This is a genomic window from Enterobacter cloacae subsp. cloacae ATCC 13047 (assembly GCF_000025565.1).
GTDB lineage: Bacteria > Pseudomonadota > Gammaproteobacteria > Enterobacterales > Enterobacteriaceae > Enterobacter > Enterobacter cloacae.
In genome coordinates, this window is the sequence record NC_014121.1 from 46,884 (window position 1) to 71,336 (window position 24,453).

The following is a 24,453-nucleotide window of genomic DNA, read 5'->3' on the forward strand; positions in this document are numbered from 1 at the left end:
CTCTCTATTTCTCGAAACTATTATGTAAAGAGGTGGCAGCAAACCACTCTCCGCTCTTTTTAATGGTGCGCTGTTGCGTAGTTAAATCGAGCTGAATAAAGCCATAGCGGTTTTTATACGCATTACACCACGACCAGTTATCAATAAACGTCCACATATGGTAACCAAGACAGTGACACCCTTCGCTAATACCTTTATGCAGCCAGGCTAAATGTCCGGAAATAAAATCGATGCGGTATTGATCATTGATTTGGCCATTTTCAATAAAACGCTGTTCATTTTCGACACCCATTCCGTTTTCAGAAATAAAACAGCGTGGGTTGCCGTAATTGTCGCGCAGATTAACCAGAATATCGTAAATACCCGGCTCGTAAATTTCCCAGCCACGGTACGGGTTCATCTTGCGGCCCGGCATCTCGTAGTTATCAAAGAACCACTCCGGCATAAACGGCGCCTGCGGGTTCACCGCGCTGTCGCGACACTTCACGCGACGCGGCTGGTAATAGTTAATGCCGAGCAGGTCGATTTTCCCTTCCGCGATCAGGAAACTGTCCTCCGGTTTACAGGCGGGCAGCTGGTCGTAAGATTTCAACAGCGCCACCAGATCGGCCGGGTATTCGCCGCGCAGAACCGGGTCCAGGAAGCTGCGGTTGAACATCAGATCCGCAATGTGCGCCGCCTTCACGTCCGCCGGGTTTTGCGAGCGCGGGTAGGACGGCGTCAGGTTGAGCACGATGCCGATCTCACCTGCGTAATGTCCGGCGCGGTAGGCCTGGACAGCCTTCGCGTGGGCCAGCACGGTGTGATACGCCACGGTGGCCGCCCGACGGAAATCCACCACGTTGGGGTAGTGGAAATCGTACAGATAACCGCCTTCAACCGGGACAATCGGCTCGTTGAAGGTAAACCAGTGCAGCACGCGGTCGCCAAACAGGTCGAAGCAAATCTGCGCATAGCGGGCGTAAGCGTCCACCACCTCCCGGTTTTCCCAGCCGCCAATCTCCTGCATCGCCATCGGCATGTCGAAATGGAACAGGGTGATAAATGGCGTAATGCCCTGCTCGATCAGCTCATCAATGACCTGGTTATAAAATTCGACCGCCTTTGGATTCACTTCACCGATACCGTCGGGGATCAGGCGCGCCCAGCTTATAGAAGTGCGAAAGCTGTTGTGGTTCAGCTGCTTTAACAGCTGAATGTCCGTTTTCCAGTGCTGATAAAACGTGGAGGTATGCTGCGGCCCCACGCCGTTGTGAAAACGGTTCGGCTCGCGGGCAAACCAGTAATCCCATGTGGTTTCACCCTCTCGTGTCCCTTCGGTCTGGAGAGCAGAGCTTGCGCTGCCCCACCAGAAATTATCGGGGAATGTATATTTCATGACGCTTCCTCTTTGACTTAATTGCTTGCGGTCTCAGCGGTACCGACGGTTGCCTGAGCTTTCTGCTCTTCGTTTTTCATCAACGTACGCTCGTAAGCACGCAGGAACGGCAGGTACATCAGCGCTGACATCACCATACAGATGAGACACATCACCACCGGGCTCAGCGCCCAGTTGGCAGCCCATGAGGCGCCAATTGGTGCGGGCGTGGTCCACGGCGTTAACGATACCACCTGTGCCAGCCAGCCCAGTTTGGTTGCCGCGTACGCCAGGCACGCATTCACCAGCGGAACACACACGAACGGGATAAACAGCATCGGGTTCATGATAATGGGGGCGCCGAACAGGATCGGTTCGTTGATGTTAAAGAAGCTTGGCACAACGCCCATTTTGCCGATGGTGCGTAAGTGCGTTACCCGGCTACGCAGCAGCAGGAAGGCCAGCGGCAGTGTGGAGCCTACGCCGCCAATCAGCAGGTAGTGATCCCAGAAGCCCTGCAGGTAAACGTGTGGCAGTGCCGCACCGGCCGCCAGAGCCGCCTGGTTTGCCGACAGGTTCGCCATCCAGAACGGGTTCATGATGCCGGTGACAATCAGCGAGCCGTGGATACCGGCGAACCAGAAGATCTGGCACAGCAGCACGGAGAGCAGAATGGCGGGCAGCGAGTCAGACGCAGAGACCAGCGGTTCCAGCAGGTGCATAATCGCCTGTGGGATGATCATGCCTGTCTGCGCCTCGATAAACAGGTTCAGCGGATGCAGGGTGCCAATCACCACCATCACCGGGATCAGGATCTCAAACGAACGCGCCACGCCGGTCGGGACTTCCTTCGGCAGACGAATGGTCACGTTGTTCTGCTTCAGCCACGCGTAGACGCGGGTGGCGTAGATGGCGGTGATCAGCGCAGTGAAAATCCCCTGACCAGACAGGTACTGGGTGGAGATCTTACCGTCCGCATACGGCGCGGCGACCAGCAGGAAGGCCATAAAGGCCAGCAGGCCGGACATCACCGGGTCGAGATTAAACTGACGCCCCAGGCTCGCCCCGATCCCCACCGAGATGAAGAAGGTCATCACGCCCATGCTGAGGTTAAACGGCAGCATCAGCTGTTCGCGATAAGTCTGGGAGAAATCCAGCCAGCCGCGGGCAAAGCTGTTGGTGGTATCCGCCGAGAACGGCGGGAAGATGAACACCAGCATAAACGAGCCGATGATCATAAACGGCAGCGCGGCGGTAAAGCCGTCGCGGATGGCAATCACATACTTTTGCTGGCCGAGCTTCGCGGCCAGCGGGGTAATTGACTGCTCAATCACCGCGACCATGGATTGATATAACGAACTCATGTGAACACCTTTTAGTGTGCCGCTTCGATGAGCGACAGAGCATAGTCCAGTACTTTATCGCCACGCTGCATGCCGTAGTCCATCATATCGATGGGCTGGACCGGAATGCCTTTTGTGGCCGCCTTGTCTGAGAGTGTCTGTAACATGTATTTCACTTGCGGTCCGAGAAGCACCACCTGATATTGCGGAAACTGCGTATCAAATTCGGAAACGCCGTACGCATCAATTTTTACCGCCAAACCGCGTTCTTTCGCCACATCGACCATTTTGCTGACCAGCAGGCTGGTGGACATCCCGGCAGAGCAGCAGAGCATAATCTTGAACATCGACAACCATCCTCAAAATGTAAATAGATATTGCGGTAATGATTGGATATCAGATGGAAACCGGTTTCCATTTATAAAAGACAGAAGTGTGACAACCATCAAGATCCCTTATATATGAGGCTAATTAACCCGATGTGCGTCACAGAATTTGGCTGTTTTGACATCATTTTGAGTGGAAACGGAAAATCGGTTTCCATGGGAAACGGAAACGGATATACTCCTTACTGGCTATAATGTGAGCCGTAGCGGTAATGGAATTTGCAGGCGCGAGGTAAGCCTGTCAGGGGAAAAAGATGTCGACAATCAATGATGTATCACGTCTTGCCGGGGTGTCGAAAGCCACGGTATCGCGAGTGTTGAGTGGGTCGCGTGGCGTAAAGGAAGCCAGCCGTCAGGCCGTTCTGAAAGCGGTAGATGAACTGAACTACCGGCCCAATGTGATTGCGCAGTCGCTGCTGAGCCAGTCGACGGGGTGTATCGGGGTGATTTGCGCGCAGGAGAATATTAACCAGACGACCGGTTATCTGTACGCGCTGGAAAAACAGCTCAGCCAGCATCAAAAACACCTGCTGCTGCGCTTCGCCCATAGCAAAGCGGACGTGCTGCACGCCCTGGAAGAGCTCTCCTGTGGGCTTTGCGATGACATTCTGGTGATTGGCGCGCGTTTTCCACTGGATATCGACATGGATAACGTCATCCTGGTTGACTGTATGGGCTCAGAAAATCCCAACAGCATCCAGTTCGATCACGCCTTCGCCGCCGAAACCGCCTGTAACTACCTTACCAGCCAGGGACGCCGCCAGATTGCCCTGATCCATCCGCACGGTAGCGGCTTTGCCGATCAGGTGCTGCTGGGCTACAAACATGCGCTGGAAAAAAATTTCCTGCCCTTCAACCGCAACCTCGTGTTTATGGATGCGACCTCCTCGTCCGTGGCGCTGCAGGAGCTGCTGAATAACGCCAGCACGCTGAATTTCAACGCATTACTGGTTGCGGACGAGCAGGAAGCGCAGCGGGTGATCCCGCAGTTGCAGGCGTTTAATAAATCGGTGCCGGAGGACATCATGGTCTTCAGCCTTGCCGGATCGCTGCATCTGCCAGGCATTCCGGTGATCCCGGCCATTGAGTATTCCATGGATGCCATGGCGGCGCGCATCGTGAGCTGGTTGACGGAAAAAACACAGATGCTCGGGTCGTACGTGCTGCGCGGGGATTTGATCATTCCGGATGTGCGTAAGCGTTAAAAATGTTGTGCAGGCCGGGTAAGGCGCAGCCGCCACCCGGCGAGAAGCACGTTTCCAGCCCTCAATAATCCTCCATACAATCCACCTGACTCACCGCGTCCCAGTAGGCCTCCAGGTTGTCACGCTTCACGGCCGTGATGGCGTTTTTAATCAGCAACTGGTTGGCCTCGGACGATAAAATCATGGCCTGCCAGGCTTTATCGCTCTGTTTTTTCTGGGGCGTGCAGGCTTTTTTCACATCTTTGAGTACCTGCTGCTTGATTTGAGCCTCCCGCGCCGGGTCGTCCTTTTCCTGAGCATGGGCAAACGCGGCGAACAGCAGGCAGACCAGCAGACAAACCAGGTGTGCAGATTTCATCGAAACCTCCATTAAGAGACACATGCTTCCCCAGAAATATATCGTTACATTCAGTGTAGCGACGCCAGCCGAAAGTATGAATTTTCTCTTCACCGCATATCCGGATTGCCCCGCAAGCGTTACTCAATCCCACCCCCCAGCGACTGCCACAGCGTGATGCGGTTTTCCAGGTCGGTTTGCTGCAGCGATATCAGTGATTCCTGCGCCGACCACAGCGACCGCTGCGCGGTCAGTACCGTCAGATAATCCCCGGCACCCGCCTGATAGCTGCGGGTCGCCACATCCAGCGTTTTTTGCTCGGCCGCAACGTATTCACGCTGGGCATCAAGCTGCTCGCTGAGCGTTTCACGGCGTGCCAGCGCATCGGCCACGTCTTTAAACGCGCTCTGGATGGTTTTCTCGTAGGTGGCGATCAATCCCTTCTTCTCCGCTTCCGCGTAGCGCAGCTGGGCCAGATTGTTGCCGCCGCTGAACAGCGGCAGGGTGATGGACGGTGCGAATGACCACACCTTCATCCCGTGGCTGAACAGGGACGAAAGCGAATCGCTGCCGACGCCCGCACTGGCGGTCAGTGAAATGGTCGGGAAGAAGTTGGCGCGCGCGGCACCGATATTGGCGTTGGCGCTCAGCAGGTTGTGCTCCGCCTCCTTAATATCCGGGCGACGCAGCAGCGCGCTGGAACTGACACCCGCCGGGATCAGCGTGATGGCGTTATCGCTCAGGCTCTCCAGCGTACCCGGCAGCAGAGTGTCCGGCACCGTGTCACCCGCCAGCAGATTAAGGGCGTTTTTGTCCTGCATTACCTGCGTTTGATAGCTCGCCACGCTGGCTCGCGCCTGCTGGTAAACCGCCATCGCCTCGCTAACGTCCGTTGCTGCCGCCACGCCGACCTGCTGCTGACGCTTCACTATCCTGAGCGAGCTGGCGGCGCTCTCCATCGTCGATTTTGCCAGCGCCAGGTTGCTGTTATCGGCCGCCAGGGTCACCCAGGCGGTGGTCAGTTCGCTGACCATCGTCAGGCGCGTGTTCTGCGCGGTAAATTCACTGGCAAGCCAGGTTTCACGTGCTGCACGCGACAGGCTCTGGTTGCGGCCAAACAGATCCAGCTCGAAGCTGGAGACCGTGCCGTTGGCCTCATCGCTGGTCGCGACACCGCTTGCCAGCGTGCGGCTGCGGGTGTGGCTCAGCTCCGCGTCCACCGTCGGGAACAGGGACGATCGCGTTTCGCCGTACTGGGCGCGCGCGGCGTCAATATCGGCAATCGCTTTTTGCAGGTCGCGGTTGCTGTTGAGCGCCATCGTCACTACGCCTTTCAGGCGCGCATCGTTCATCACCTGTTGCCACTGGCTCACCATGGCGGTGGCTTCGCCGTGCGCACCCGGCAACGTCGCCGGAACGGGCGCAGCCGGGCGCTGATACGTGGGATCTAAAGAGACGCAGCCCGCGCTCATCAGCGCTAACACGAAAACAGATAAACGAAACATTATGACCTCCGGTTGCTGTGTTTACCGGAGAACAGACGTTTCACCAGTACAAAGAATAACGGAACGAAGAAGATCGCCAGCAGCGTGGCGGCCAGCGTCCCACCAATAATGCCGGTACCGATCGCCACCCGGCTGTTGGCCCCTGCACCGGTGGCAATCGCCAGCGGCGTCACGCCTGCAATAAACGCCAGCGAGGTCATGATGATGGGGCGCAGACGCGTCTGGGCAGCACGCAGCGCCGCACGTGTCAGGGAGTAGCCTTCGGCGACTTTCGCCTCGGCAAATTCAACAATCAGAATGGCGTTCTTCGACGACAGGCCGATGGTGGTCAGCAGTGCCACCTGGAAGTAGACATCATTGTTCAGGCCGCGCAGGGAGGCGGCAATCGCCGCGCCCAGCACCCCAAGCGGGATCACCAGGATGACGGAAATCGGTACTGACCAGCTCTCATAAAGCGCCGCCAGACACAGGAACACCACCAGGATCGAGAGGGCATACAGGCTCATGGCTTGGCCGCTCGCCAGTTTTTCCTGTAAGGACAACCCGCTCCACGCCCAGGTGCTGCCGGACGGCAAATTATTCGCCAGCTGCTCCATTTTGCTCATCGCCGTACCGGAACTGGCACCACTGGCGTTCTCGCCCTGAATTTCATACGCCGCCGAGCCGTTGTAGCGCACCAGGCTTTCCGGGCCATACTCCCAGCGGGTGGTGGCAAAGGCGGAGAACGGGGTCATGGTGCTGTCGCTACCGCGTACATACCATTTGTTGAGATCGGACGGCACGGCGCGATAGTCGCTGTCGCCCTGGATATAGACCTTCTTCACGCGGCCGCGATCGATAAAATCATTCACGTAGGTGCCGCCCCATGCGCTGGAGAGGGTGTCGGTGACGTCGCTCAGGGAGAGCCCCAGCGACACGGCTTTATTGTTGTCGATATCCACCTGAAGCTGCGGCATCTGCGGCAGATCGTTGGCGCGAACCGCGTGCAGGGAGGCATCCTGATTCGCCTCGCCAATCAATTGGTTACGCAGCTTGAGCAGCGTGTCGCGGTCGGTGCCGCCGCTCGCCATCAGCTCAAAGGTAAAGCCGTTGCTCTGGCCCAGGCCGTCCACCGCTGGTGGCGTCATGGCAAAGATGGTCGCATCGCGGATGGTGCTCAGCTCCTGCGTGGCGCGCAGGGCAATGGCCTGAGCGGTGTTTTCATCCCCCTTACGTTCGGACCAGTTTTTCAGGGAGACAAACGCCATCCCGGCGTTCTGGCCGCTGCCGCTAAAGCTGAAGCCCTCAATGGTGAAGATAACGTTGGTGTTGGCTTTCTCTTTGGTGAGGAACCATTCGCGCACCTGGCGGCTGACTTCGGCGGTACGTGTCGATGTTGCGCCGGCTGGCAGGGTGTACTGCACCATGATTTCGCCCTGGTCTTCCGTCGGCAGGAAGCTGCCCGGCAGTTTCAGCATCGCGAATCCCATCGCGCCGCAGAGCAGGACGTAGATGACCAGCATGCCGCCGGAGCGGCGCAGCGCGCGCAATACCTTGTTCTGATAGCCATGCTCGGTCTTGCTGTAGAAGCGGTTAAACGCGCCGAAAAAGCCCTTTTTATGTGGGGCGGTGTGGCTCAGAATCGAGCCGCACAGCGCAGGCGTCAGGGTTAATGCCACCACCACGGAAAGGAGCATCGCCGAGATAATGGTGACCGAGAACTGACGGTAAATCACCCCGGTGGAGCCGCCAAAGAAGGCCATCGGCAGGAACACCGCAGAGAGCACCAGCGCAATCGCTACCAGCGCACCGGAGATTTCGCCCATCGATTTTTCCGTGGCTTCCCGGGCGGGTAGCCCTTCGTCACGCATAATACGTTCGACGTTTTCCACCACCACGATGGCATCATCCACCAGCAGCCCTATCGCCAGCACCATCGCAAACAGGGTCAGGGTGTTGATGGAGTAGCCGAACAGCGCCAGTACGCCAAAGGTGCCCAGCAGAACCACCGGAACGGCCAGCGCCGGGATCAGCGTGGCGCGGATGTTTTGCAGGAACAGGTACATCACCACGACCACGAGGATAATGGCTTCGAACAGAGTCTGAATGACATCCTCAACGGAGATTTTGATGAACTCGGTGCTGTCTTTCGGGTAGGCCACGTCGTAGCCTTCCGGCATCGACTTTTTGAACTCGGCGATTTTCTCTTTCACCGCCGTGGCGGTATTGAGCGCGTTAGCGCCCGGTGAAAGCATCACCGCCATCCCCGCGGCCGGGTGGCCGTTCAGCTTCGCGGTGGAGGTGTAATCTTCGCTGCCCATCTCCACGCGTGCAACATCGCTGATGTGTACCACCGCGCCGTTAGACTGGCTCTTGACGATGATATTTTTGAACTGATCCACCGTCTGCAGACGCGACTGGGCGCGCACGGTGGCTGTCAGCTGCTGGGCGTTCGACGAGGGCAGCGCGCCGATTTTACCGGCGGAAACCTGCACGTTCTGTGCTTCAATCGCGCTCTGTACATCTGAAGGCATCAGCGAGTAGGACGCCAGCTTCGCCGGGTCGAGCCAGATACGCATCGCGTATTCCGCACCAAACACCTGCAGACTCCCGACGCCATCCACACGCGCCAGCGGATCCTGCATATTACTGACCAGCCAGTCGGCGATATCCGAGCTGCTGGCGGTGTCGGTTTTGTCGTACACCCCCATGATCAGCAGGAAGTTGCTCTGCGATTTCTCGACGGTGATCCCGGACTGCTGTACTTCAGTCGGCAGGCGTGATTCCGCCTGCTGGACTTTGTTCTGCACCTGGACCTGCGCGGTGTCCGGGTCGGTCCCCTGTTCAAAGGTGACGGTAATGCTCACCGAGCCGTCCGAACTGCTGGTGGAGGTGAAGTAGAGCAGGTTATCCAGCCCGGTGAGCTGCTGTTCGATCACCTGCGTCACGCTGTTTTCCAGCGTCTGCGCGGAGGCACCTGTGTAGGTGGCGGAGATCTTGATCGACGGCGGGGCGACGTCCGGGTACTGCGCAACCGGCAGCGTGCGGATCGCCAGTATCCCGGCGAGCATAATCAGAATGGCGATCACCCAGGCAAAGACCGGGCGACGCACGAAGAAACGGGAAAACATCAGGCATTTCCTCCGCTGGATTTCATCTCTTCGGCCTTCACCTGTTGGCCGGCGGTGACTTTGTCAGTGCCTTCCACAATCAGCCTGTCACCCGCCTTCAGACCGCTCAGCACTAGCCATTTATCGCCGTAGGTGTCACCCGTTTCCAGCTGGCGTTGCTCCACCTTGTTGCTGGCGTTCACCACCAGCGCAGTGGCTTTGCCTTTGGCATCACGGGTAATGCCCTGCTGAGGGGCCAGGATCGCGTCATTCATGATGCCCTCGTCCACTCTGGCGCGGACAAACATTCCCGGCAAAAGCTGATGCTGTGGGTTCGGGAAGACGGCACGCAGGGTGACCGAGCCGGTCGATTCATCCACCGCCACTTCGGTCAGCGCCAGACGCCCCTTTTCGCTGTAGGTGCTGCCGTCTTCTAGCTGCAACGTGACGCTGAGCGTATCGCTGTTCGAGGCGAGGGTTTGTTTGCGTAATCGCAGCAGATCGGCACTCGAACGCGTTAAGTCGACATACATGGTGTCCAGCCCGCGAATGGTGGCCAGCGCGGTGTCCTGCTGAGCGGTCACCAGCGCGCCGGGCGTGACGGAGGAGATGCCGATGCGTCCGGCAATCGGCGCGGTGACGGTAGTCCAGTTGAGGTTAATGCGCGCGCTCTCCTGCGCGGCTTTCTTTGACTCGACGCTGGCCTTGTCCTGCGCGCAGGTGGATTTCGCGTCTTCTGCGTCCTGGCGCGACACGCCGTCGTCTTTCACCAGCTGCGCATAGCGTCGGGCTTTCTGGCAGTCGGCCTGCACCAGCGCTTGCGCCTGTTTCAGCGCCGCGGCGGCTTCATCAAACGCGGCGCGGTAGCTGGAGGGATCGATCTGATACAGCGCTTGTCCGGCTTTCACGGTATCGCCTTCGGTGAACAGCCGCTTCTGAATAATGCCGCCCACCTGTGGGCGAACCTCGGCGCTCATTGCGGCGGTGGTACGCCCGGTCAGTTCACTGACGACGGACACCGGCTGGCTCATGAGTGTGACAATCCCCACTTCCGGAAGAGGACGTTGGGGAGCAGATGTTTGCGCATTATCACACCCTGTCAGGAGGAGTAATGCGGCGATGGAGGTTGTTATCTTTTTCATCATCTTTTTCCAGGGTGAACGATGCCCGCCCTGTTAATGGCTTAACAAGGAGGAGGGCGTTTTAAAGGCACAGCGATACCGTATCTCTGGCAGAACCAGAAATGGTAAACCGGGAAATTACCTGTTCCCGTTAATTATTCACATGCGATTACTTCGCAGTGAAAAGCATATTTAAAATATTCTGATAAATCGGCTCTAATTGTTCTGACGGCACGTTTAAAGGCGTAAGCCGGCGGTAAATTGTGCCTTCGATCATCACGGCGGTAATCTCCACGCAGCAGCGAATATGTTCATCACTTAAATGAGGAAACTGCTTTTTCAGGTGCGCACAGGCGTTGCTAAACATACGGGCCTCGGCTGCGGTTAACATGGCGGCCACCTGCGGATTACGCGTCGCCTCGGCGGACATTTCGAGCATCAGCGCATCGTCGTCTTCGTTAATCGTCTGACGCCAGGCGAGCGCCTGCGGCATGCCTTCCACCACCGTTTTGTCCTGCATTCCCTCGATACGGGAATCGATAATACGGCGGATCATCTCTTCAATAATCGCGTCTTTGTTACTGAAATAACGGTAAATTTGCCCGACGCTGAGTTTCGCCTCGCTGGCGATTTGCGACATACTGGCCGCATGAAATCCACTGGCGCGAAAGCAGCGGCGCGCGGCGGTGATGATCTCGTCCTGACGTTGTTTCTGCCGTTCTTCCAGTTTTGTGCTCATCGTCGATTACCGGGTAAAAGTGAGAATGATCGTTCTCATTATACGTTTTGGGTGCATATTGGAAAGGCTTTTTTTATTTACATATTGAATGAATGTTTCAGGATTTAAAAAATGGAGGAAATAAGGAGTTTTTATGAAGGTTAACCTGTGAGATATTCAGATTGCGTGGAAAATAAGGAGAAGAATATGCACCTGAGCATAACAGAAAAAGTCACACCCGCAGAAAAAGAAGAGTTATTTGTGGGATTAAGAGCTTACAACGCCCAGTTTTTAGATATGACGAACTTTAGTGGTGATATTGGCGTTTACATGCGAGACGAAAAGGGCGTCATGCTGGGTGGATTAATCGGCGTACGAAAAGGTGAATGGCTGAATATTGATTATCTCTGGGTGAGCGATACCGTGCGGGGAACCGGCGTGGGCAGCCAGCTTATCAAAACGGCGGAAGAAGAAGCCAGACGTAAAGGCTGCACACATGCCCTGGTCGACACGGCCAGCTTCCAGGCGCGTCCGTTTTATGAAAAACAGGGGTACCAGCTGCAGATGTCTTTGCAGGATTACCCGTACCCAGGCATGCAGCGTCATTATCTGACGAAAGCGCTTTAGGCCCGGCAAGCATCGAGATTCATCGCCCGGTGGCGCTACGCTTACCGGGCCTACACGTCCTCCGCCAGGTAGGCCGGGTAAGCGCAGCGCCACCCGGCAATAGACCGCATATAACCTATCCTTCTTATTGATTCCTTTTCGGTTTTTATTTCACCGCCTCGTTGCCGATATAGTCACTGAAACGTTCATCAAAAGGATAGGTCTTGTGAAACTTCGATTGGGTGCTCTGGTTCTCGCGGGTCTGCTGCTGGCAGGATGCGATCAAAGTGGCAGCGATGCCAAACACATTAAAGTCGGCGTAATCAACGGCGCGGAGCAGGATGTGGCTGAAGTCGCCAAAAAAGTGGCAAAAGAGAAACACGGTCTGGATGTGGAGCTGGTCGGGTTTAGCGGTTCGCTGCTGCCCAACGATGCCACCAACCAGGGAGAACTGGATGCTAACGTCTTCCAGCATCGTCCGTTCCTTGCAGAAGATAACAAGGCGCATAACTACAAACTGGTTGCCGTAGCGAATACCTTCGTCTTCCCGATGGCCGGTTATTCCCGCAAAATCAAATCCGTGTCTGACCTGAAAGACGGGGCGACCATTGCCATCCCTAATGACCCCACCAACCTCGGTCGCGCGCTGCTCCTGCTGCAAAAAGAGAAGCTGATTACCCTGAAACCGGACGTGGGCCTGCTGCCAACCGCGCTGGATATCACCGCTAACCCGAAAAAACTGAACATTATGGAGCTGGAAGGGGCGCAACTGCCGCGCGTGCTGGATGACCCGAAAGTGGATGTTGCCATCATCAGCACCACCTATATCCAGCAAACCGGGCTTTCCCCGGTGCATGACAGCGTCTTTATCGAAGATAAAAACTCGCCGTACGTGAACATCGTGGTGACGCGCGAAGACAATAAAGACGCAGAGAACGTAAAGGAATTTATCCAGTCCTATCAGTCACCGGAGGTAGCGAAGGCGGCGGAGACCATTTTTAACGGCGGAGCGGTGCCGGGCTGGTAATGCCCACGGAATTTACACCGTCACGCTGGCATCTATCCGGCTTTCCGGCCAGAGGAAACCCTGGCCAAACCGTGCCCCTGAGGCGCAGGCTCGCTGTAAGTCCTGCGCGGTTTCAATGCCTTCGACGACAACAGCCCGGGCAATCTTCTCTCTGACGAAGTGAACCAGTGTGTCAAAGCGGGCGGGAGAGCTCAGCTCTGAGCGGTCCAGTTTGATGCCATCTACCGGCAGAGCAAGACGCGCATAGTCGTCTGCCAGTTCCTGAGTCAGATCATCCAGCCAGATTTTCCAGCCCGCCCCCTTAAGCTGAAGCAGGGCGTGATGGATGCCGCGTTGCTCTGCGGCACTCATGCGGGTCACGGTTAACGGATCCTGAATTTCTATCGTTAAGCGCTGCTGGTGACGTAGCGCAAGCAACAGGTCGATGGCTTTAGCATCAAGCAGCTGGTCTGCCGGGAGATTAAGCCAGTACTGGCCTTTGTCCGGCATCTGCAGCAGCGTATTGGCCTGCCAGAAAAAAATTTGCAGCGCGCTACGGGTGGGCAGTGAAGCGAAGAGTGCGTCAAGATTCACGTTGTGGATCTCCACCAGAACCTCATGCGCCACCGCCTGGCCGGAATGCAAATCGACTAAAGGCTGAAACCGCAATCCGGTGATGGCATGCAGCAGGGGAGAGGGAAGCACGGTGTACATGACAAGACCTGCAGAAAAAAAGGTTCCCGCGGACACGGGAACAAAGGCAAACGACACACGGTCGGGAAGTTAATTCAGGATCCAGCGAATGCTCTGATAGAACGAGGGGCCCCGCACGGCCTTCAGCTTATTCATGGCATTGTTTTTGTAGAAATAAACCAGCCTGACGTTGCAGCCGAGCTGACGGGCAATTTGCTTGGTTTTCAGGTTACATGAGTAGCCTCGCAGCACGCTCGCTTCCTCGTTGGAGAGCCTTGCAGGGCGCTGCCGCGTCGTAATGCTCACGTTGTAATGGTTTAACGCTTTTGGCGTCTGGCTCATCAGGATTTGCCACATCGCCTTGATATCCCCCAGCGACACGCGCTTATTGATGACCCCATCCACATGCTTAAATTTCAGAAAACCGACGGATAACGAATAGATATAGATCCTCGCCGCTGGCTGTTTTTCTTTAATGCGCAGAATATCTTCATTGGGCGTAATCATAAAACTGCCGATATTCAGTGGATCATAAATGACGATGTCCCAGGTTCGTTCGCTGAGGAGAAAATCTTCAATATTGCTGAACCCATGGAAAATAACATCCCGATGCGCGTCAGGTTCACGGTTGCCAAGATATTGCAGGCCAATCATTGTGAACTCACAACTATCAATAACGGCCACATGTATTGTTTCTTTCATGGTCATTCTCCTTTAGTTGGGCACCCGGTCCGTGTAAGAGAAACAGTAAGTTGAATCGTGCGGTCACCCATGCCTTTGTCGCGAGACATGGCATAAAATGTATGCCAGGAGAATGTATTGCGTAAAGCCAATCCCTTTTATTATCGAAAGATAAAATTCAAAAAATATTTTAAGGTGAGATCTAATATTTTTAATCTTCTTATAATATTAGAGATAGATTTTTATCCTGAGAAATGGCGTTTGTTAAGGTTTGATATGGATAACACGCTCTTTTTATGGGGTTTTTAGGCGGGGTTTTAGCACGTTTTGGGTGTTGATTCGCCACTTGTATTGCGTCGCCAGGAATTTTAGCCACCCGGGCGTTAAAATCCTGGTGGGAATAAGTTGTGAGCATGGGCTTATTACACTACTATCAGTCTCCTTTTATCGTGTTAATAATGAAATAATATGATTTTTTCTGAATTCACTTTCAGGATTATTGTGTTTTATCGGGTTAATATTCTGCAGGAGATGATAAGCGATGCGCTGCGTAAATTACTGCCTGAATATTCTCTGCAAATATCAATAGTGGAATCAACAGAACAGCTCTTTGATGCCATTAGCGACGGTCAGGTCGATATTGTTATGGCCGAGTTCAGTTATCTGTTTAACCATAAATCGTGGAGCGTACAGACCAGTAACCGGCTCAATATGTTATGTCATACGCACCACGTTAAGCGTGTACTTTTTGTGCCTGAATTACAGTACGGATTATTAAAAAGGGTGCTGGAGATGAAATACGAGCTGACCCTTTCCCTGCAGGACGAGCCCGGCGAGCTGAAAAGAGAATTACAGGCGCTGCTCAGAGCAGAAGAGGCCAGGCCGCGTGTCTCATCGTATCTGAAGGGAATGATGCGCGCCGGCGCGCGCTCGCGTTCGGTGCTTTCCGCCCGGGAGTGGGAGGTGCTGCATCTTCTGGTGGAAGGCTACACCGTGACCGAAATTGCCCAGCTGCGAAGCCGCTCGGCCAGTACCATCGCCACCCAAAAGCACAATGCGATGAAAAAACTCAACCTCACCAACCACAGCGAACTCATTAAATACCTGCAGATGGCGGGCCGGATCGGAAGTTAAGCGTCGATTCGCCGGAACGACAGCGTCCCGGCATAAGCGCATCAGGGGTAGATGATATTCAGCGTCGCCGTCGTATTGAGTTTGCCCTGACTGACCTTCGCCGGTGCCCAGACATAATAGGACGCCGCCATGGGCAGGGTGAACGTCTTGCTCAGTGCCCCGCCCGCCGCCACGTTGAACAGCAGCGTGGCATTTCCGCGGCTGGTGGTAGAGGTCGAGAAGATGACCGGCTGTTGCGGGTTATTCCGCTGAATCAGCCGCAGCCCCACGCCCTGTGCGGCACCGCTGCTGGTATCAACCAGTACGGAACTGTCGGTCGACAGCAGTTGCGTGCTGGAGAGGAACATCTCAATCGCCCGGTCAGACGTCCCGTTTGTCCCCAGATTCTGACAGCTCATATTGAGCGTAAAGGGCGTCAGCCCTGGCTGGGCAGAGGCACTCAACTGTGGGATACCCAACGTAGGTAAATGAACCGTCAGCCCCGCGTTGTCGAAAGAGCAGGTGGTCAGCTTCGGCGCATATTTGATGGTCATCGGCTGGCCAAACATATCCCGGTTATCGTATGGCCACTTAAAGCCGTTAAACAGCCACTGCACGATTTTCACCAGCTGATTGATCGGCCAGGTAATGATCTCCCAGAACGACATGCCGCTCATATCGCTGACGAACAAGACATCGCTCATGGTCGCCGTGTCCCCCGAGAGGGTCGTGCCACTCTGATCAACCAGCGTAAAGCGCACGGTAAACGGCGTATTCAGTTCTGAAGCCGTATGGTTACCGCTCGCGCTCAGCGTCTTGTTGGGATGCGTGCTGGTGATCTCCGCCCGCACCCTGTATTTGTCATTGCTGAAGCCCAGAATGGTGGCGTACTTACTGTCGGTCGAGAGGATCGGCGTGTAAGAAAACTCGCTGTTGCCGGTTGAGCAGTTAAACGAGCCGCTGTACTGGGTGCTGAAGCTCCCGGTCCAGGTCGGCGTGGCGGGCGTCAGCTTATCCGACAGATCGACGCTGATCGGCGGGCCATAGGAAATACTGCCCCCGGAACAGGTGGCATAGCTTGCCCCGCTGACGCAGGCGAGAAACAGAAAGGTCAGTAACCGTATCATGTTGATGTTCCGTTAGTAATGGCAAACAGAGGACGGGCTTTCCAGTCCCCACGCCGGTGCGGCAATAGTGCAATTTCCGCCACGCAAATGAACGCTAAGCTCACGTGGTGGTTGTTCCGCGCGAATGTAGAGCACGCTGGCCTGGCCGACATAACCCACCGACTCGCCGCGCTCGTTCAGCACTTCGGTACCAAACGGCAACGGTGCCCCGTCCGGGCGGGTGGCGCGCAGCATCCAGGACTGGCGCTGGTCGGTATCGAAGCGGATATAGTTCACCGCGCCATCGTAAGGGGCGACGTTAGCGATGTTGCCCAGCACTTCTGCCCCGCGGCTGTTCGCCGTTTCGGACAGGGTGATGGCATTTTTACGGTACGGCGTGGCGTAAGGCACCAGCGCCACGCCATCACGGTTGGTCACGATACTTTCGTCGCCGTTAACCATCAGCCCTTCCGCCTGCGGCGCATCAACAATGGTCATGGTGGAGCCGGTTTCGTTGGAGGCAAGCAGATGCCACGGCACGGCCACCAGGCTGCCGCGCCCGTTCAGCCCCATCTGGCGGTAGTCGGAGGATTCACTGTAGGAGCCACCAAGCGTCGCGAAGTTTGCCCGGTATGCGGTGTTCACGCTGGCGGTGTTGTTCCCGCCCCGCGCATTGCTGCCGGAGAGCGTATAGCTCAGGCGGTTCGACGCCAGCGCGTTGCCGCTCATGCTGATATTGCTCTGTTCATAATGCGAGTCGCTGGCCGTCAGGCTGGAGGTGACCCACGCGTTGTTATCAAACAGCGAGAACGGCAGGCTGAGGGAGAGGTAAAAACGCGTCTCTTCTTCACGCTCGCTGTTGCGCACCCGGCTGGCGGAGACGGTATAGCTGGCCCGGCCGATGGCGTTGGAGTAGCCGGCCTGATATTCGCGCGAGGTTTGGCGGGAATTCCAGTAGTCGCGCTGTGTACCAGAGACAAACACCGTGCCCCAGTTGTCGGGCAGACGCTGGTTCAGGTTAAGCGTGAAGGTGTTTTTAGGCTGTGCGGCGCGCAGGGCATCCCAGGTGCTCATCGTCATCTCCGGGGCGACCCCGAAGCGATCTTCATACTCGTCATACTGTGCTTTCAGGCGTTGATACCCTTCCCGGGAGTAAAGCGCGTCGCTAAAGCTGTAATACCCTTTCGTGGAGTAGCGGTAGGCCGCCAGCGTGAAGTTGGTGGCTGTGGTATCGATAAATTTACTGTACGACACGCGAAAGCTTTGGCCGCTGTCGGTTCTGTCCTGCAGCGTGGTTTTGGCGTGGGTGACATCCACGGATACCGCGCCAAAGGGCAAATTCCAGCCGGTGCCGATAAGCCCCGCCTGATAATTATCGCTCACGATCGTGCCCGTATAGCCGGTCATCAGGTTATTAAAGCCATAGCGCAGCGTGGCCTGCAGGAACGCCGGGTCCGCCTCAAGGGTGTTTTGATGAACCTTTCCCGCCACCACGCTGTACTCGCTCACACCCTCTTTGAGCATGCCGGGCACGGCAGAGAAAGGCACCGTGAATGATTGCTGGGAACCGTCCGCTTCGCGCACGACCACCAGCAGGTCGCCCGCTGAACCGGTCGGCTGAATGCTGTCGAGGGTGAACTGGCCCGGCGGAACGTTCTCCTGATAGATGACGTTACCGTTCTGCATTACCTTCACCAGGGCGTTAGTGCGCGCCACGCCATGTACCACCGGTGAAAAGCCCTGCTGCGAGTTAGGGCGCATTTTCATATCGGACGCCAGCGACACGCCGCGCACACGAAGGGAATCAAACAGATCGCCGGGAATATAAAAGTCGCCCAGCGTCAGGTTGGATTTCAGCGCCGCCAGCGGGCGGCGCAGGTAGCGGGTGTTATTCTGCCAGCTGCTGTCACCGCTGGCGGATTTGCGCCAGGTACTGCTGTCGCGAAACTGCCAGCCCAGCAGGTTGGCACCGGAATCCAGCCCGGCGTAAAAATCATCATTGGTCTCTTTGGCGGAACCTTTTGTTCGCGTGTTGTACCAGGTGGTGTTCCAGGAGAGCATCAGCGCCGGGATCCCTTCGTCCCAGAACTGAGGGGCAACATAGCCCTCTTCGGTACGTAAGACGGCCGCCTGTGGCACGGTGAGTGCCAGACTCAGCGTGCTGGTGTCCGTTTTTACCTCGCCGCCCTGAACCAGATCGTGCAGCTGCACCTGGCCGTCAGTAATGGCGGGGGCCGGAATCGCTTTGGTGTTGATCCCCAGCATAAGCGCGTCTTTCCAGGCAAGGCGAACGTCATCCTGTTGCTCGCCGTAGGTCACCGTATAGCGCCCCTTCCAGTCTCCGTTGACGTAAATATCCATCTCCTGGGGACCGGCTGGCATGGCGTTGTTTTCGTTAAAGCGTGACAGATCGGACTCACCGGATGCGCCAGCAAGCAGGGAGGTATCAAACGTTACCGCACCTGATTTATGCGAAAGCAGAAGCGAGCAGACAGCCAGCATGCAGAGCCTGTTTTGTTTCATTTTCATGGTGAGTCTTTCCGATCACTGGCTGGTGAGCGTGCGGGTTTTATACGCACCCAAATCATCCACATACATCAGCTGGTAGGTTTGGCCGCGTTTCACCGCGTTTTTTGTTGCGACGGTGAGTTGACCAAATGGCGCGACCATCGGTGATTCCTGCAGTAATTTGGTTTTGCCCTCGGAAATATTGGCAACCGTAATATGGAAAGGGCTGTCATTAACGATGCGGAACTGTTTACCGCTGGCAATCAGCGTCAGTTTCCCCGTTGCGTTATCCAGCGTGCCGGTTAACGAGGCCGGGCGATAAAACATTTTGATGCGTGATTTAATCGCCAGCTGAACGGTATTCTGGTTTTGTATATTTTCCGGCTTTGGCGGAATGTCGAGTACGTTCAGGAAAAAGACCGATTCGCGATCGCCCGGTAAATTCGCAGGCAACTTTTTTATCCGCAATTGCTGACCATTATGTTCGCTGACCTTCACCACCGGTGGCGATAACAAAAAAGGAACGTTTGCCGTTTCCGGGGTGGAGTTAATATCGCCGTCATCAATCCAGGATTGCACCAGCGCAGGGGCATCACCCGTATTGATTAACTGAACAATGACCTCTTTGTTATTCTCAGGATAAAGAACACGCGTGCCATTAATCACAATATTGGCCCATGCGTTGCCCGCGCTGAGCAGCAGAGATGCCAGCATAATAATCTTACGCATATTGGTAACCTTAAATACAGGCTTCGCCGGGACGAAGCCTGATTAACTGAAATTACAGGTAGGAAATGGTGTAGGTCACGTTAGAGCTCAACGCACCGACCGTTGCAGCAGCGGCGTTGGTTTTATAGTAATAAACGTCCAGCGTCAGCGTTTCTGAATCTGGCGCCGCTGAGGTACCCATAATGCTGGTGGTATAAGCCTGGTTCAGCGTAACCGGCGTAGATTTACCTGGTTCAACTAAGGCGAAACCGACATTACGCGCCACGCTGGCGTCGTTTTCATTAACGCTGTTATTCAGCAGGTATTTACCGTCGGTAGAAATATTATCGGCGCTGGAGAAATACACTTTCAGCGGCGTACCGGTCGTACCTGCTGCTGGCGTACAGCCAGAGAAGGTTAACGAAATGGATTTTTTATTTTTTGTAATCAGGCCAACCGTTGTTCCGGCATCCTTAACCGAAATGGGGGAGAGGGCGACGGTCATATCCGCGCTTTTCCCGCCATTAATCGTACAGGTGGTATCGGTAATAGCACCGGTAAAGTTAATTACGCCACCCGCTGAGTTATCTGCGGCAATGGCGTGAGTAGAGGCAATGGCTGCGCCAAGCACAGATACGGTCATGATCGTTTTGAACATGATAAACTCCATAATATTTTGTTTTATCTAAGAAAGAATGTTTCCCGGCTGCGCAACACACTGTGACAGGCTTACGCGCATCGCGACCAGAGTACGAGCCTTGACGATATTATGTTGCATCAAAAAGATACATAACAAAACATTATTCCGTTAATATTAAAATAATGAGATTATAATCTTGCTATAACGTTCTTTTAAGGATCATAACCTAAATGCCTTCATTCGAAGGTCTTAATTAATGAATTAATAATTGTTAATTTATGAAGTTTTCTATGCGGCGTGCTCAAATAATATTTGATGACTTGACCGGCTTTGTTGAATAAATCGAACTTTTGCTGAGTTGAAGGATCAGATCACGTATCTTCCCGACAACGCAGACCGTTCCGTGGCAAAGCAAAAGTTCAAAATCACCAACTGGCCCACCTACAATAAAGCCCTCATCAACCGTGGCTCCATAACTTTCTGGCTGGATGATGAAGCTATTCAGGCCTGGTATGAGTCAGCAACACCTTCTTCACGAGGCAGACCTCAGCGCTATTCTGACCTTGCCATCACTACTGTGCTGGTCATTAAACGCGTATTCAGGCTGACCCTGCGGGCTGCGCAGGGCTTTATTGATTCCATTTTTTCTCTGATGAACGTTCCGCTACGCTGCCCGGATTACAGCTGTGTCAGCAGGCGGGCAAAGTCGGTTAATGTCAGTTTCAAAACGCCCACCCGGGGTGAAATCGCACACCTGGTAATTGATTCCACCGGGCTGAAGGTCTTCGGTGAAGGCGAGTGGAAAGTCAAAAAGCATGGCCAGGAACGCCGCCGTATCTGGCGTAAGCTGCATCTCGCCGTTGACAGTAAAACACATGAAATCATCTGCGCTGACCTGTCGCTGAACAACGTTACGGACTCAGAGGCCTTCCCCGGGTTAATCCGGCAAACCCACCGGAAAATCAGGTCAGCCGCCGCCGATGGCGCTTACGATACCCGGCTATGTCACGATGAACTGCGGCGTAAGAAAATCAGCGCGCTTATCCCTCCCCGAAAAGGTGCGGGTTACTGGCCCGGTGAATATGCAGACCGTAACCGTGCAGTGGCTAATCAGCGAATGACCGGGAGTAATGCGCGGTGGAAATGGACAACAGATTACAACCGTCGCTCGATAGCGGAAACGGCGATGTACCGGGTAAAACAGCTGTTCGGGGGTTCACTGACGCTGCGTGACTACGATGGTCAGGTTGCGGAGGCTATGGCCCTGGTACGAGCGCTGAACAAAATGACGAAAGCAGGTATACCTGAAAGCGTGCGTATTGCCTGAAAACACAACCCGCTACGGGGGAGACTTACCCGAAATCTGATTTATTCAACAAAGCCGACTTGACCACACCCTCTTTAGACCTATTATTGCGAGGGAAATACAGTCATTTATAACAGTGGTGTAACAATCATATGAAGTATCTTATTGATCTCGCAATGCTTTATGAAGTGGACTCCGGTGTGATCATGATAAATGGAGAAGAGGAATCTTCCATTAAGTTATCAAATCAGGCGGCACGTTTGTTATATGAACTCATCATTAATAATGGTAAAACCCTCGACAGGGACGACCTGATTAAGAAAGTCTGGGAAGACCGGGGTTTTTCCGGCTCCTCGGTCAGTCTTAATGTTGCCATAAGTGAAATTAGAAAAGCTTTTCGGAGTTTAGGACGTGACCCGCTACTGATTAAGACCATTCGTGGAAAAGGTTTTAGTCTGGCCGCGCATATTGAACATCACACCGTCAGGCCGCCCGTGGCCGCTCCGGAAAAAATGGTGGCGGAAACCGTCGATATTGTGACGCAGCAGCGAGACCCGCCTGAAGGTTTGCGTCGTCGGGACAGCGGCTTTACCACCCTGTTCGTGATGGCGCTGGTGGCAATAATGGGTATTGCCGCGCTGCTGTTCTACCAAAATATGCGCGTTGCCGATCGACCGAAGGAGTCCGATATCTATCGGCTGGGCAAAATTGACCGCTGTACGGTTTATCTTATCGATAAGAACATGTATCAGCCTCAGCAGGTCTATCTTAACCGCGCTAAAGACGCGATCGCCCGTCAACATATCGACTGCGAACATCAGGCCGCCGATGCCTATTATTCAAAATTTAAAAAATCACAGCTGGAAAATGATTTTTTGGCCGTCTGTTATCTGCAGGATGGCGCCGATAGCTATAAAAATTGCATCTCTTACAGAAGCCTGACAGGGAGTTAAGATCATGTCGAAGAGACAGATGGGTATATTATTGGGCGTGGTACTGCTGCTTTCCGTTATCGTCATTGCCGTGCTTTACCCGAAAAGAACTCAGGAAGTGGGATTTGGCTGCCAGTCTGATACGGTTTCCAGGAAAAACTATTCCACGGGAGAGTCGACCGCCCTGTCGTTAACCACGCTGTTTCTTTTTAATGGCAGCGATATTGTCACGGTGATCCATAAAGGGGTATTCACCCGCGGCGACAAACGTTATTTGATTGACCGAAACTATGTCCTTAACGTTGAGAAAGTTGCTGGCAGTGATATTTACTATATTAAAGGAAAAAAACTGCAGAAATCTGATGATGACATTGCCCCGGATGGAATTGTCAATGAGCTGCTAATGGACAGTATCGACTTCTTTTATGTTACCCGGGTTAAAGGTCATGCCTGGCTAATTAAAGGGCTGGTATTACCAATAATGATGTGCGTGGCTGTACCCACATCCTGATATTCTGCAGAATGACCAGAATAGATGTTTATCTATTCATCAAAAAGTCTCAATTTTATTCATTATGTAACAACAAGATGCAAAAGCAGGCGGATATTTTTCATCTTTTGCTTTAAAGGGAATGAAATTTTCTGTATTGCCTCGTTATTTTTCGGGTGACTATACTTCGCCCCGAAAAAGGGGCTCCCCTTTTTTAAACATCTGGATTCTTTTTTGAAGGACTAAATAAATGAATAAACTGAACGCTATCGTTCTGGGCTCACTGCTGTCTCTTTCTGCCCTGAGCGTTGCTCATGCAGCGGAAACTACCGCTTCTGCAACCTGGCAAGCTTCTGCAACGAAAGACAGCGATTCCGATCTGGTTGTCACCCCAACACGCGCACTGAACTTCGTTTATAGCGCAAACACGAAAGCCTTTAACACCGACACCGGTCTGTTTGATGTGGCTATTCGTGGCGATCACTCTTCTGCAACCAGCTTCAAACTGGAAGCTATCGTTGATGACTCTGACAACACCCTGTTCAGCGTTGGCGGCGAAGCAACCAAACTGAAAGTGGGCGCGCGCTTTGGCGGGACCGATCTGGGCTCCATCGGTGGCACAGTGGGTACGAAGTCAACGGCATGGACTACCCTGGTTGACTCTTCAAACAACACCGGCGTCTCTTCTGGCCTGTGGAACCTGACCACCAGCGCAGGCGCGACGGCAAACACCGAAGTGACCGGCCAGGACAAGTTTGTGTTCTACGTCGATTCTGCACAGGACAGCACCGGTGCGGCGAAAGAGTTCAAAGACCTGACCAACAGCCTGTGGGAAGGTACTGTCTCCGTTGCGTTCCGCGCAACCTGGGGCTAAGAGCTGACAGTTACAGGGGCGTAAGCCCCTGTTTAGGGAAATATCATGTTTAGCCTCAAACCCATCTTCTTCTCTTTATTATTTATTTCCTCCTCCGCGCTGGCGATTAATGTTGGCAAAGTCACCACCATTATTCCTGCCGATGCGGATTCCACCGCCAAGGAATTAAAAAACGAAGCGGACAGCGTGCGCATTATTTCCATCAGCGCCCAGCGTATCAGCAGCCCGATGGATGAAGGCGTGGTGATTAATCCAGAGCAAACCGACGAGCTGCTGCTGACGCCCACGCGCATGGTCATGCCCGCCGGAACCAGCAATATCGTCAAATTTTACTATCACGGTAAGGCCGACGATCGGGAGCGCTATTACCGCATTACCTTCATTGATGAAGGGGTCAGCGAAGATCTCGACAACGGCACGAAAAAGAATGGCAAAGGGATGACCCGCGCCGTGGTGAGCACCATTCTGGTGGTCCAGCCCCGGAAGAAGAACGTCGATTTCGTCTACGTGGCCGGGAAGATCACCAATAAGGGCAATACCGCGTTTCGCGTGAACGCGAGCGGAACTTGCCTGAAACCCAACCCGGAATCACCGACCACGCCGTGCGTCAAAAACTTTTACCTGATGCCGGGCACCTCCCGCGCGATCGACGATATCAACGTAACGGACAGCCATTTTCATCTCGGAATTTGGGACCTGAAACAGTTCATTCCTGTTAAGTAAGGATGC

Annotated in this window: 23 protein-coding genes; 9 read left to right on the forward strand and 14 right to left on the reverse strand. The window is 54.4% G+C overall.

Going from position 1 to position 24,453, the window contains the following annotated elements; all coding sequences use genetic code 11:
- Window positions 1–4: 4 nt before the first annotated feature.
- Genes ECL_RS00245 through ECL_RS00255 form a run of 3 tightly spaced genes read right to left on the reverse strand, consistent with a single transcriptional unit; the run spans window position 5 to window position 3,047 of the window.
- Window positions 5–1,378 carry a glycoside hydrolase family 1 protein gene (locus ECL_RS00245; RefSeq protein WP_013094820.1) on the reverse strand — a complete coding sequence of 458 codons (1,374 nt, stop codon included), beginning with the start codon at window positions 1,376–1,378 and terminating at the stop codon, window positions 5–7.
- 17 nt (window positions 1,379–1,395) lie between these two features.
- Window positions 1,396–2,721 (reverse strand): PTS cellobiose transporter subunit IIC, encoded by a 1,326-nt coding sequence (locus ECL_RS00250; RefSeq protein ID WP_013094821.1) that lies wholly within the window; start codon window positions 2,719–2,721, stop codon window positions 1,396–1,398.
- Between the two features lie 11 nt (window positions 2,722–2,732).
- The gene (locus ECL_RS00255; protein ID WP_013094822.1) at window positions 2,733–3,047 is read right to left on the reverse strand and encodes a PTS sugar transporter subunit IIB; all 315 of its coding nucleotides are present in this window, start codon (window positions 3,045–3,047) and stop codon (window positions 2,733–2,735) included.
- Window positions 3,048–3,340: 293 nt separating this feature from the next.
- On the opposite strand from ECL_RS00255, the gene ECL_RS00260 reads away from it, so the two are divergent.
- On the forward strand, window positions 3,341–4,291 hold the full coding sequence (locus ECL_RS00260; protein WP_013094823.1) for a LacI family DNA-binding transcriptional regulator: 951 nt from the start codon (window positions 3,341–3,343) through the stop codon (window positions 4,289–4,291).
- Window positions 4,292–4,352: 61 nt separating this feature from the next.
- Here the strand turns inward: ECL_RS00260 and ECL_RS00265 are convergent, their stop codons facing one another.
- From ECL_RS00265 to ECL_RS00285, 5 genes are all read right to left on the reverse strand, one after another.
- Entirely contained in the window at window positions 4,353–4,649 is a 297-nt protein-coding gene (locus tag ECL_RS00265; RefSeq protein WP_013094824.1) for a YicS family protein, read from the reverse strand.
- Between the two features lie 119 nt (window positions 4,650–4,768).
- The gene (locus ECL_RS00270; protein ID WP_013094825.1) at window positions 4,769–6,133 is read right to left on the reverse strand and encodes an efflux transporter outer membrane subunit; all 1,365 of its coding nucleotides are present in this window, start codon (window positions 6,131–6,133) and stop codon (window positions 4,769–4,771) included.
- Entirely contained in the window at window positions 6,133–9,243 is a 3,111-nt protein-coding gene (locus ECL_RS00275; protein ID WP_013094826.1) for an efflux RND transporter permease subunit, read from the reverse strand. Before ECL_RS00275 ends, ECL_RS00270 begins: the two co-directional genes overlap by 1 nt.
- Window positions 9,243–10,364 (reverse strand): efflux RND transporter periplasmic adaptor subunit, encoded by a 1,122-nt coding sequence (locus ECL_RS00280; RefSeq protein WP_044159051.1) that lies wholly within the window; start codon window positions 10,362–10,364, stop codon window positions 9,243–9,245. Before ECL_RS00280 ends, ECL_RS00275 begins: the two co-directional genes overlap by 1 nt.
- Before the next feature lie 148 nt (window positions 10,365–10,512).
- Window positions 10,513–11,082, reverse strand: a complete 570-nt coding sequence (locus ECL_RS00285) for a TetR/AcrR family transcriptional regulator (RefSeq protein WP_013094828.1) — start codon at window positions 11,080–11,082, stop codon at window positions 10,513–10,515.
- 186 nt (window positions 11,083–11,268) lie between these two features.
- On the opposite strand from ECL_RS00285, the gene ECL_RS00290 reads away from it, so the two are divergent.
- Together ECL_RS00290 and nlpA are read left to right on the forward strand one after the other, a co-directional pair.
- Entirely contained in the window at window positions 11,269–11,688 is a 420-nt protein-coding gene (locus ECL_RS00290) for a GNAT family N-acetyltransferase (protein WP_013094829.1), read from the forward strand.
- 205 nt (window positions 11,689–11,893) lie between these two features.
- Window positions 11,894–12,694 carry a lipoprotein NlpA gene (gene nlpA / locus ECL_RS00295; RefSeq protein ID WP_013094830.1) on the forward strand — a complete coding sequence of 267 codons (801 nt, stop codon included), beginning with the start codon at window positions 11,894–11,896 and terminating at the stop codon, window positions 12,692–12,694.
- Window positions 12,695–12,706: 12 nt separating this feature from the next.
- Here nlpA and ECL_RS00300 read toward each other — a convergent pair whose 3' ends face one another.
- Together ECL_RS00300 and ECL_RS00305 are read right to left on the reverse strand one after the other, a co-directional pair.
- A complete protein-coding gene (locus ECL_RS00300; protein ID WP_013094831.1) occupies window positions 12,707–13,387 on the reverse strand; it encodes an EAL domain-containing protein in 681 nt (226 codons plus the stop codon).
- Window positions 13,388–13,456: 69 nt separating this feature from the next.
- Window positions 13,457–14,068 carry a helix-turn-helix transcriptional regulator gene (locus ECL_RS00305; protein ID WP_013094832.1) on the reverse strand — a complete coding sequence of 204 codons (612 nt, stop codon included), beginning with the start codon at window positions 14,066–14,068 and terminating at the stop codon, window positions 13,457–13,459.
- Between the two features lie 480 nt (window positions 14,069–14,548).
- On the opposite strand from ECL_RS00305, the gene ECL_RS00310 reads away from it, so the two are divergent.
- On the forward strand, window positions 14,549–15,181 hold the full coding sequence (locus tag ECL_RS00310) for a LuxR C-terminal-related transcriptional regulator (protein ID WP_224085144.1): 633 nt from the start codon (window positions 14,549–14,551) through the stop codon (window positions 15,179–15,181).
- Between the two features lie 41 nt (window positions 15,182–15,222).
- Here the strand turns inward: ECL_RS00310 and ECL_RS00315 are convergent, their stop codons facing one another.
- From ECL_RS00315 to ECL_RS00330, 4 genes are read right to left on the reverse strand one after another with little or no spacing between them, the layout of a single operon-like run.
- Window positions 15,223–16,287: a fimbrial protein gene (locus ECL_RS00315; protein WP_013094835.1), complete on the reverse strand. Its 1,065-nt coding sequence runs from the start codon at window positions 16,285–16,287 to the stop codon at window positions 15,223–15,225.
- A 12-nt stretch (window positions 16,288–16,299) separates the two neighbouring features.
- Window positions 16,300–18,795: a fimbria/pilus outer membrane usher protein gene (locus ECL_RS00320; RefSeq protein WP_013094836.1), complete on the reverse strand. Its 2,496-nt coding sequence runs from the start codon at window positions 18,793–18,795 to the stop codon at window positions 16,300–16,302.
- Window positions 18,796–18,810: 15 nt separating this feature from the next.
- Entirely contained in the window at window positions 18,811–19,503 is a 693-nt protein-coding gene (locus tag ECL_RS00325; RefSeq protein WP_013094837.1) for a fimbrial biogenesis chaperone, read from the reverse strand.
- A gap of 52 nt (window positions 19,504–19,555) precedes the next feature.
- On the reverse strand, window positions 19,556–20,140 hold the full coding sequence (locus ECL_RS00330) for a fimbrial protein (protein WP_013094838.1): 585 nt from the start codon (window positions 20,138–20,140) through the stop codon (window positions 19,556–19,558).
- 340 nt (window positions 20,141–20,480) lie between these two features.
- On the opposite strand from ECL_RS00330, the gene ECL_RS00335 reads away from it, so the two are divergent.
- The 5 genes from ECL_RS00335 (at window position 20,481) to ECL_RS00355 (ending at window position 24,447) form a co-directional block, all read left to right on the forward strand.
- The gene (locus tag ECL_RS00335) at window positions 20,481–21,449 is read left to right on the forward strand and encodes an IS5-like element IS903B family transposase (RefSeq protein WP_013087110.1); all 969 of its coding nucleotides are present in this window, start codon (window positions 20,481–20,483) and stop codon (window positions 21,447–21,449) included.
- Between the two features lie 131 nt (window positions 21,450–21,580).
- Window positions 21,581–22,381: a winged helix-turn-helix domain-containing protein gene (locus tag ECL_RS00340; protein WP_013094839.1), complete on the forward strand. Its 801-nt coding sequence runs from the start codon at window positions 21,581–21,583 to the stop codon at window positions 22,379–22,381.
- A 4-nt stretch (window positions 22,382–22,385) separates the two neighbouring features.
- A complete protein-coding gene (locus tag ECL_RS00345) occupies window positions 22,386–22,871 on the forward strand; it encodes a hypothetical protein (RefSeq protein WP_013094840.1) in 486 nt (161 codons plus the stop codon).
- 229 nt (window positions 22,872–23,100) lie between these two features.
- Window positions 23,101–23,724 carry a common pilus major fimbrillin subunit EcpA gene (locus ECL_RS00350; RefSeq protein WP_013094841.1) on the forward strand — a complete coding sequence of 208 codons (624 nt, stop codon included), beginning with the start codon at window positions 23,101–23,103 and terminating at the stop codon, window positions 23,722–23,724.
- A gap of 45 nt (window positions 23,725–23,769) precedes the next feature.
- Complete coding sequence (locus ECL_RS00355; protein WP_013094842.1) at window positions 23,770–24,447, forward strand: EcpB family pilus assembly chaperone; 678 nt, start codon at window positions 23,770–23,772, stop codon at window positions 24,445–24,447.
- Window positions 24,448–24,453: the final 6 nt, after the last annotated feature.

Coding starts and splice junctions, on each gene's coding strand:
- ECL_RS00300 (WP_013094831.1), bottom strand. CDS start 13,387: ATGTACACCGTGCTTCCCTCTCCCCTGCTGCATGCCATCACCGGATTG.
- ECL_RS00285 (WP_013094828.1), bottom strand. CDS start 11,082: ATGAGCACAAAACTGGAAGAACGGCAGAAACAACGTCAGGACGAGATC.
- ECL_RS00355 (WP_013094842.1), top strand. CDS start 23,770: ATGTTTAGCCTCAAACCCATCTTCTTCTCTTTATTATTTATTTCCTCC.
- ECL_RS00260 (WP_013094823.1), top strand. CDS start 3,341: ATGTCGACAATCAATGATGTATCACGTCTTGCCGGGGTGTCGAAAGCC.
- ECL_RS00280 (WP_044159051.1), bottom strand. CDS start 10,364: ATGAAAAAGATAACAACCTCCATCGCCGCATTACTCCTCCTGACAGGG.
- ECL_RS00325 (WP_013094837.1), bottom strand. CDS start 19,503: ATGCGTAAGATTATTATGCTGGCATCTCTGCTGCTCAGCGCGGGCAAC.
- ECL_RS00255 (WP_013094822.1), bottom strand. CDS start 3,047: ATGTTCAAGATTATGCTCTGCTGCTCTGCCGGGATGTCCACCAGCCTG.
- ECL_RS00350 (WP_013094841.1), top strand. CDS start 23,101: ATGAATAAACTGAACGCTATCGTTCTGGGCTCACTGCTGTCTCTTTCT.
- ECL_RS00345 (WP_013094840.1), top strand. CDS start 22,386: ATGTCGAAGAGACAGATGGGTATATTATTGGGCGTGGTACTGCTGCTT.
- ECL_RS00330 (WP_013094838.1), bottom strand. CDS start 20,140: ATGTTCAAAACGATCATGACCGTATCTGTGCTTGGCGCAGCCATTGCC.
- ECL_RS00320 (WP_013094836.1), bottom strand. CDS start 18,795: ATGAAAATGAAACAAAACAGGCTCTGCATGCTGGCTGTCTGCTCGCTT.
- ECL_RS00250 (WP_013094821.1), bottom strand. CDS start 2,721: ATGAGTTCGTTATATCAATCCATGGTCGCGGTGATTGAGCAGTCAATT.
- ECL_RS00275 (WP_013094826.1), bottom strand. CDS start 9,243: ATGTTTTCCCGTTTCTTCGTGCGTCGCCCGGTCTTTGCCTGGGTGATC.
- ECL_RS00245 (WP_013094820.1), bottom strand. CDS start 1,378: ATGAAATATACATTCCCCGATAATTTCTGGTGGGGCAGCGCAAGCTCT.
- ECL_RS00315 (WP_013094835.1), bottom strand. CDS start 16,287: ATGATACGGTTACTGACCTTTCTGTTTCTCGCCTGCGTCAGCGGGGCA.
- ECL_RS00340 (WP_013094839.1), top strand. CDS start 21,581: ATGAAGTATCTTATTGATCTCGCAATGCTTTATGAAGTGGACTCCGGT.
- ECL_RS00265 (WP_013094824.1), bottom strand. CDS start 4,649: ATGAAATCTGCACACCTGGTTTGTCTGCTGGTCTGCCTGCTGTTCGCC.
- ECL_RS00270 (WP_013094825.1), bottom strand. CDS start 6,133: ATGTTTCGTTTATCTGTTTTCGTGTTAGCGCTGATGAGCGCGGGCTGC.
- ECL_RS00305 (WP_013094832.1), bottom strand. CDS start 14,068: ATGAAAGAAACAATACATGTGGCCGTTATTGATAGTTGTGAGTTCACA.
- ECL_RS00290 (WP_013094829.1), top strand. CDS start 11,269: ATGCACCTGAGCATAACAGAAAAAGTCACACCCGCAGAAAAAGAAGAG.